At 45.8% G+C, this 6,731-nt stretch carries 11 protein-coding genes and 1 pseudogene; 1 reads left to right on the top strand and 11 read right to left on the bottom strand.

Annotation, left to right across the window (positions count from 1 at the left end; genetic code table 11):
- The 3 genes from AAH450_RS21200 to AAH450_RS20935 all read right to left on the bottom strand — a co-directional run.
- Positions 1 to 114 (bottom strand): hemagglutinin repeat-containing protein (locus AAH450_RS21200; RefSeq protein ID WP_463322753.1); only part of this gene is annotated, 114 nt, incomplete at its 3' end.
- Between the two features lie 190 nt (positions 115 to 304).
- A complete protein-coding gene (locus tag AAH450_RS20940) occupies positions 305 to 652 on the bottom strand; it encodes an immunity 8 family protein (protein ID WP_342911913.1) in 348 nt (115 codons plus the stop codon).
- An 8-nt stretch (positions 653 to 660) separates the two neighbouring features.
- A complete protein-coding gene (locus AAH450_RS20935) occupies positions 661 to 1,650 on the bottom strand; it encodes a DUF6862 domain-containing protein (protein WP_342911912.1) in 990 nt (329 codons plus the stop codon).
- A 181-nt stretch (positions 1,651 to 1,831) separates the two neighbouring features.
- On the opposite strand from AAH450_RS20935, the pseudogene AAH450_RS20930 reads away from it, so the two are divergent.
- Positions 1,832 to 1,978, top strand: a pseudogene (locus AAH450_RS20930) (SymE family type I addiction module toxin); the annotation flags it as partial.
- Between the two features lie 51 nt (positions 1,979 to 2,029).
- On the opposite strand, the gene AAH450_RS20925 reads toward AAH450_RS20930, so the two are convergent.
- The 8 genes from AAH450_RS20925 to AAH450_RS20890 form a co-directional block, all read right to left on the bottom strand.
- Complete coding sequence (locus tag AAH450_RS20925) at positions 2,030 to 2,632, bottom strand: hypothetical protein (RefSeq protein ID WP_342911911.1); 603 nt, start codon at positions 2,630 to 2,632, stop codon at positions 2,030 to 2,032.
- Positions 2,616 to 2,849 (bottom strand): hypothetical protein, encoded by a 234-nt coding sequence (locus tag AAH450_RS20920; protein ID WP_342911910.1) that lies wholly within the window; start codon positions 2,847 to 2,849, stop codon positions 2,616 to 2,618. Before AAH450_RS20920 ends, AAH450_RS20925 begins: the two co-directional genes overlap by 17 nt.
- A gap of 129 nt (positions 2,850 to 2,978) precedes the next feature.
- Positions 2,979 to 3,185, bottom strand: a complete 207-nt coding sequence (locus AAH450_RS20915) for a hypothetical protein (protein WP_342911909.1) — start codon at positions 3,183 to 3,185, stop codon at positions 2,979 to 2,981.
- Positions 3,186 to 3,485: 300 nt separating this feature from the next.
- Positions 3,486 to 3,764 carry a hypothetical protein gene (locus AAH450_RS20910; protein ID WP_342911908.1) on the bottom strand — a complete coding sequence of 93 codons (279 nt, stop codon included), beginning with the start codon at positions 3,762 to 3,764 and terminating at the stop codon, positions 3,486 to 3,488.
- 204 nt (positions 3,765 to 3,968) lie between these two features.
- On the bottom strand, positions 3,969 to 4,304 hold the full coding sequence (locus AAH450_RS20905) for a hypothetical protein (protein WP_342911907.1): 336 nt from the start codon (positions 4,302 to 4,304) through the stop codon (positions 3,969 to 3,971).
- A 5-nt stretch (positions 4,305 to 4,309) separates the two neighbouring features.
- Positions 4,310 to 4,921 (bottom strand): hypothetical protein, encoded by a 612-nt coding sequence (locus tag AAH450_RS20900; protein WP_342911906.1) that lies wholly within the window; start codon positions 4,919 to 4,921, stop codon positions 4,310 to 4,312.
- Between the two features lie 300 nt (positions 4,922 to 5,221).
- Positions 5,222 to 5,413 (bottom strand): hypothetical protein, encoded by a 192-nt coding sequence (locus tag AAH450_RS20895; protein WP_342911905.1) that lies wholly within the window; start codon positions 5,411 to 5,413, stop codon positions 5,222 to 5,224.
- Positions 5,414 to 5,459: 46 nt separating this feature from the next.
- A partial coding sequence (locus tag AAH450_RS20890; protein WP_342911904.1) for a VENN motif pre-toxin domain-containing protein occupies positions 5,460 to 6,731 on the bottom strand: 1,272 nt, incomplete at its 5' end.

Here is a 6,731-nt window from a genome sequence, read left to right as displayed (position 1 = left end):
GCTGACGCTGGTCTGTTTCGAATCGTAATTATTGCTGTCCTGTAGGCTGCTCAGCGTGAGGTCGCGTCCGACATCCGCCACCACTTTGGAAGTTAAAGTGCTGTCCGGCTGCATATTACTGACGGTTAAACAGCCCTCACCGGAGCAGGAGATGATACAGCCCCTGCACCAGCTCTTCCCGAAGCTCTCCGCCCGTAGCAGCGGGAATTGATGGACGTGATTTAGGTAATGGCGGAGCCGAAGAAGCGGAGCGCTGGCTGACCGCTAAAGTAAAAATCCCGGCGCAATGGCCGGGATTTTTCGTTCACGCCTGGTAATCTTCATATTCCCAGGCGAAGATGCGCGAGAGCTTTTGTGCTATCTCCATCCAGTCATTCCCTTCACACTTATCGATATAATCTGTAATGGTTTTGGTTATCTCATCCAGATCGTATTTACGTACCAACAGCGTATGGCGCATCAATTCCGGCAGCCAGTGGTGTTTACAGAGCCATTCAGGGGTACAGACATGAAGATCGAAGTTATCGGCACCAACGCTATTTTCAGCTCCTATGCGCAGCAGTAATCGAATCGAGAAAGAACTTTCATCTTCCGGATGAAATTTATTCAGATCATAATCATCATTTGAAATATTTTTTAAAATAGCGTTCATGTTATTTCCTAATTTATATCCAGATGACCGTTACCAATCTTGGTTTTATCCCCTGTTACAGGATTTATTTTATATGTTTCAAAATTAGCTTGGGTACCGGTTGTCGCATGTGAACTATTTTCTTTTGACGCAGGGAATCGATACACACGAGTTTTGTCTGCACTCATCAATCCACTACCATCACTTGTAAGTCTGGCACCATCACCTACCCAAACTTTACCCAACCGGTCCGCTTCAGATGCAGAGCCAGAACCAACTCCGTAATTCAGTTTGCCATTGCCGCCCTGAACTACTGCTGCCAGCCTTGGATCCTGCTTCGCTATATTATTCAAATTCTGCTGTATCAACTCATCTTTCAACTTAGAATAGGTAGCCGCATTTTCCGCACCAGTTGATGGTTTTGTTTCTTCCAGGGTGCTGCCTTTACTTGGAGTAGAGGGTTTCGCTTGTGCTGTAGCTGGCTCTTTAACATCCTTCATCCCATACGCCGCACCACCAATCGCCGCCGTGGTATGAACGCCAGCCATCGCGGTATAGATACCGTCCGCTGTTTCCTTACTCACACCCCAGTTTTCAGCGATACGGTTAACGTTAGCTTCGCGCTCCGCTTTCGCATCCGCCGTAGCATACTGCCATATCAGTGCATCAACCTGGCCTTTACCTTCCTTGTAGACGCTGCCCATTGTGCCGATATACTGGCCATCAAGCTGCCGGTCATAACTATTCGCCATTGCAGCCAGATCCTGACGCAGACCTTTACACTGGTCGGAAGACAGATTTTGACAGGCTGCATCTATTGCATTATCAAACGCCTTATCTTTCGCGTTAAGATCGCTGATAAGTTTCTCGGCCTGCTCTTTCTTTTCCCCTTCCAGATACGGCAGCGACCACTTCGCATCCTGGCGCTGTTTCTCATCCTCTGCATGCAGCGCATTATTCTCAACAATAACTTCTTTCGATGCGGAGCTAGCCAGCCAACAGCATTTTTCCTGGTTCACTCAGCACAATACAACCACTTTTCCCCTGTGCATTCTGGCCCAGGCAACTTTTTCCCCAGACGCGCTTTTTCTGCCCGTTACAACACCATTTTCCCCAACGCTGTTAAAGAGCAACCAATGCCCCATCATAACAGCGCTTTTCGTCCCTGCCATTACCGCTTTCGGGGTTTTGTGACGGTGCCGCACTAACGGCGACAGGCCGAACCCGCTGCCCCAACTGACCATCAAGGGGAGATGGCTGGAGCCGCTCGAATTCATCACCGGACAGAGTATCGAAGTGATCACCGAGCCGGGGCAGTTGATCATCCGACTGGCAGCAGATGCATAACGGGCTGACATATAAAGTAAAATCCCGCCACTGAGGGCGGGATTTTACTATTCACATCTGTAATTTCCAAAAATTCATGCCATTAATAAGCCAGTATTGTTCCTTGTCTGGTACTAACAAGCCAAAATCACTATTTGCTTGAGCGTTCCAATCAGAAGGTACAGACGCTTCGTGACTTCTATCCCAATCAGTATGGCGATATATTTTTTTGTCAAAATTAATATAAAATTTAGGTAGTCGCATTCTCCAGCTATCCCATTCAACTGATACTGGATCTGTTAATGTGGATAAAAAATGCTCAACATATTCATAAAAATTGACAAGCCGCTCGTCATCTCTTTCCAATGTGAAGAATGATCTCATCCAGTCAACTGTATAAATAACAACATCATTTCTGGTTATATAATCTTTAAAGCTATCCTTAGATAATATAGGAACTCCATTTCTGAATGAACTTACTGCCTCATCATACAGAGACTCCTTCATCCATCCTTTAGCTATATACGCCTTATATTCCGGCCTAACATCGATGCAGTAATTATCTTTATTATCAACAAGATAATAATGAATCCCATCCACAACAAAGATAGCTATATCTTTATCGCCATTAAAAATTTCATCGAGTAAATTCTGATACTCATTTGTTAAATTCATTCAGAAATTCCTCTTTTTTTAATACGCGAGCTTTTGAGGAGTTTTGCTCTATCAGCCTATCCCACACCTTAGGTAGTTCAAGAGACACACTTGGTTGACCTTTTGTAGGATCGACAACCTTAGGAGCATCCGGATCTTTCGACACCCCAGGAATTGGCTTTTGAGGTACTGCTGCATCCATTATTTGCTTATGGAGAGCCGCATCAACTTCAAACACCACTACGCTACCATCTTGTCTTCTATTAGTCAGGTAATAAGCGGCATGATTTGGTCCATTAGTGCTAACACACTTTTGCTGGCGCCGACGCTGAGTGCGATTTTTATACCAGCCTCATCCAAATTACCCTTAGCCAGCGCCGTGGCGGACTGCCTGGCCGCACCTGACATCGCCCAGCTGCGCGATCTGCAGACGCTTCTGCTCTTTCTCCTTGTCGAAGATTTTATCCAGACCCGGATTCGCGCCCGCCGCGTCGCGGCTCAGGTCCGCCACATCCTGCGTCTGCTTCGCCTTATCCCGGATAACAAGGGGTGCCGTCGCTTCTGCCCGCCGCATGAGCCGTCACCGTGCTGCTAACTCTGCCTCTATTAAACTAATATCTTTAACGTTTTGAGGGTGGTTATTTTTCTTTATCTTCTTTGTAGTCTCGATAAAAACAAAATACCGGCACCTAAAACCAAACCAATAACGGCACCCCTTTGTATCGAATCGAATATATTTTCTCGCCATTCAAAAACAAAAAATCCATTTTTTATCATAAAAATAGATGCTATACCTAACCTAACAAAAAATAGAGTTAAGGATGTTATTAAAAAGAAAAAAACATTAGCTTTATGGCTAATATGATATTTTTCATTATTTATTCTCCAACTGTTTTTGAAATTCAGAGCCAGCAACTTCTGAAGCTCCGGAACCAATTACAGCCCCGCCAACACCATAGCCGAATGCAATACCCGCCATACTTCCCAGCACGACTGCTTTACTATCCTGACCCGTTATCTGACTTGTCATGTAGGCAGTACCCGCTCCCAGTAACTGACTTGCATAATAGAATTTTCCGGCAGTTGCCATCCCTGTCGGGCCAGAGGCCAGGAAACCTACGTAATCAAATTTATCACCCGTATTACCGGACATTATCTGTACGGCCCCATTTGCCCCAAACTTAAGGAAGCTCCAATCAATTTTTCACCATTTGTGGCCGCTGATGAGAAAAGCGATTTAATTCCTCCAACAGCTACCCAATAATTCTCTGGTTCGCCGAAAAATGCTGCAGTGGCGAGAAGATGGCGCCTTCAGAGTATAAAGCAGAGGCCCGGCCAGATGACCCGGCCTCTTGTCTTAACTTTTTTTTTGATAACGTTCATCTTGTTGAATAAGGGGTTCCATTTCCTCTTCCCACATACTTTTCTGATAGGACTGCCATTCCGTTGCTTCTGTTCGACTCTGGATGCAATTTCTAATTTTTTTTATGGCTAAATTAAAATCAGCACTACTCAGTTCAGTAAAACTAATCTGATCAAGTACTAAGACCTCCATTATTTTTTCATGGATATCTGGGCAGTTACTCTGCAATGCCTCATCGAACAGCGCCTCTAATGCATTAGAAGCTTGCCTATTCAAAGTAACATGCAAATCTTTCCCCTCTGGATAACCGATAAAAAAAGTTGCTCCCATAACACTTACCTCATGATGATGATTTTTTCTTGTTGTGATTTAGGCAATGTCTTGATGTAGTCAGTAAATATTTTCTGATTACCTGGCGACAATATGCTGAAGTCAACAGGAACAATGTCGGCTTTGTTTAAGTGATCTAATATTTGTTGCTTGCCATCTGGTAACTTTTCAAGTGCTTTTGAAACGGTCATGTTCTTCTCAAAAAACTTATTGATCCCATCAACTTCTTTCTGAGACAAGTTCTTTGTTGTATACATCAAATCAACCGTTTTACCTGCGTTAGAGCCACTGCTTATAATAAAATCAGCTGTTTTCCCACCTGTATCAGGCGCTCTTTCTAGTGTCCCTAACACATCTTCAAGCCTCGCAGCTGCCGCAGCTTCTGCGGGATTTAACTTCCCATTACCAGTGACATCTGGCGTGTTTAAACGCTGCTGCCCTTCCAAAGGCGTTGAATTTATTTTTACTTCGTAAATTCCATCTGCATTCTTAACAAGTGAACTTGCTGCCCCTGAAGCCGAAGCTTTATTGTTGAGCGCTACATCCTTCCCAAACTGCTTCGCCAGTGCACCAGACGCGACTTTCGCATTCGGATCTGTAGAGTTCAGCAAGTTCACTATCTGCTGATAACCCGCCTGAGCCTCTTTCGGATTCTGGTAGGTCTGATTGAAGTAGGTATCTTGCGCGTCCTTCGCTTTTGCTCTTTCTACCTGACAGTCACCACCTTTGCCACTGCAGGCCGCGTAAGCAGCCAGATCACTTTCCAGATCCTTACGATTTAACGCCTCTTTATCTTTCTGCTCTTCTGGTGTCAGGTTCTGTTTGTGGTTGAGATATGTCTGACGGTCCTTGTCACTACTGCTCAGATAGTTATTCTCAACAACAACCCCAGTCTGCTGACTGAGATCGTTATTGACTTATTTAACTGCTTCTTTTTTATTTTTGCGTTCTTGTAACTTGGCTTTTATCCAAATACCGATTCCTGCCAACGTACCCGCAGAAGCACCTACTTTGAAAGAATAAAAAGCATCCTTTCCCCAATCAAAAAATAAAATATTATTTTTAAAGAGCACTATCAATCTACCAAGAAGGCAGCCCATCATTGCCATAAAAAAATGCATACTATACAACGTACTATTAGCACTATGAGGGTGCTTACATTGACATTTTGATTATTTTTTTAGTGGCTTTATCAGCTTCATCGAGCGTTCCTTTTGTCACATTCCCAATAGCCTCGCTAGTAATCGAGCCCCCAACATTGCTAATAATATTGGAAGTTCCTTCTTTGACAGTAGACCCCATAGCCCCTGATATGACCTTTCCGACACCGCCACCTACTACTGAACCTAGTCCAGTTCCAATAACTGAATTTGTTGGGTCCTCTCCCTTAATACTACTACCAATTGCCGCACCGCCTATATTGATAGGAGTTGAGATGGTAATACCTTTTCCTGTTGTCGCTGCAGCTGTCACCCCGGCCATTATTGCATCCACGTAACTGAAAGGATCTTTTCCGGTAAGCTGAGCAGCAGAGTTAACTCCCACGCCAATTGCGGCATTCGCCATAATCCCTTTGACAGTAATACCCAATACACTGCTGCCAAACATAACAGGTGCATCGCCTATACTGGCATTGGATTTATTGTAGCCCCAGGTGTTTATGATTGACTGGGCCTTAGACATTGCTTCAGAGTCAGGATTTCGTTTTATATAATCCTGACCAGACAGCAGTCCTTTCACCAGTTCCTGCGACACTGCCGTGCCATATTCCTTCTCCATTTCAGACGCGTAAACACGCAAATAACCGGCCAGTTCAGCCCGCTCTGTGCTGTTCATCTGCGACGGGTCCTTGGTGAATTTAGAGACCAGTGCATCGCTGCGTTTGTCGGCATTCTCCAGCTTTATCAGCTCATTAGCCGCTGCCAGTGATTTATCACCCTGCTTAATTTTCTCTATGGTTTTGTCGAGTCTGTCTGAGGATGTGGTACTCAAAAAGTTGTTCTCAACCGCATTCTTCCCGGCGGAAGCGCCGGCTACCGTGCCGCTCATATCGCCCGAGGCCAGGCTGCCCGCAAGCCCTGCCGCCAGCGTACTCAGCGCGCTGATTTTCTGCTTCTGCTCCTCGCTGAGTTTACCATGCTCAACGCCGGGATAAAGCCGCTGCGCAATAAACTCACCCGTTGTGGCGCCCGCTGCGCCTGCCAGCGCATTTTTGCCCTGTAGCTGTGCTACCACCGCGCCCAGCACCGCGTGCGCTATCAGGTTTGCCGGGTCGTTTACTTCCTGAATGTTGCCATTTACGCTGGTGGTGGTTTCTTTATGAATGAGTCCAGCCAGATAAGGCGCGGCTGCGCCCGCTGCGGCGCCCTGCACGCTGCCAGCCAGCAGACCCTGTACCGCCGCCGTTGCCGCCTGGATCCCACTCTT

The sequence above is a fragment of the Erwinia magellanica genome (assembly GCF_039023495.1).
Lineage (GTDB): Bacteria > Pseudomonadota > Gammaproteobacteria > Enterobacterales > Enterobacteriaceae > Erwinia.
This window is presented reverse-complemented; position numbering and strand designations above follow the sequence as displayed.

Coding starts and splice junctions, on each gene's coding strand:
- AAH450_RS20940 (WP_342911913.1), bottom strand. CDS start 652: ATGAACGCTATTTTAAAAAATATTTCAAATGATGATTATGATCTGAAT.
- AAH450_RS20925 (WP_342911911.1), bottom strand. CDS start 2,632: ATGAATTTAACAAATGAGTATCAGAATTTACTCGATGAAATTTTTAAT.
- AAH450_RS20915 (WP_342911909.1), bottom strand. CDS start 3,185: ATGCGGCGGGCAGAAGCGACGGCACCCCTTGTTATCCGGGATAAGGCG.
- AAH450_RS20910 (WP_342911908.1), bottom strand. CDS start 3,764: ATGTCCGGTAATACGGGTGATAAATTTGATTACGTAGGTTTCCTGGCC.
- AAH450_RS20905 (WP_342911907.1), bottom strand. CDS start 4,304: ATGGGAGCAACTTTTTTTATCGGTTATCCAGAGGGGAAAGATTTGCAT.
- AAH450_RS20895 (WP_342911905.1), bottom strand. CDS start 5,413: ATGGCAATGATGGGCTGCCTTCTTGGTAGATTGATAGTGCTCTTTAAA.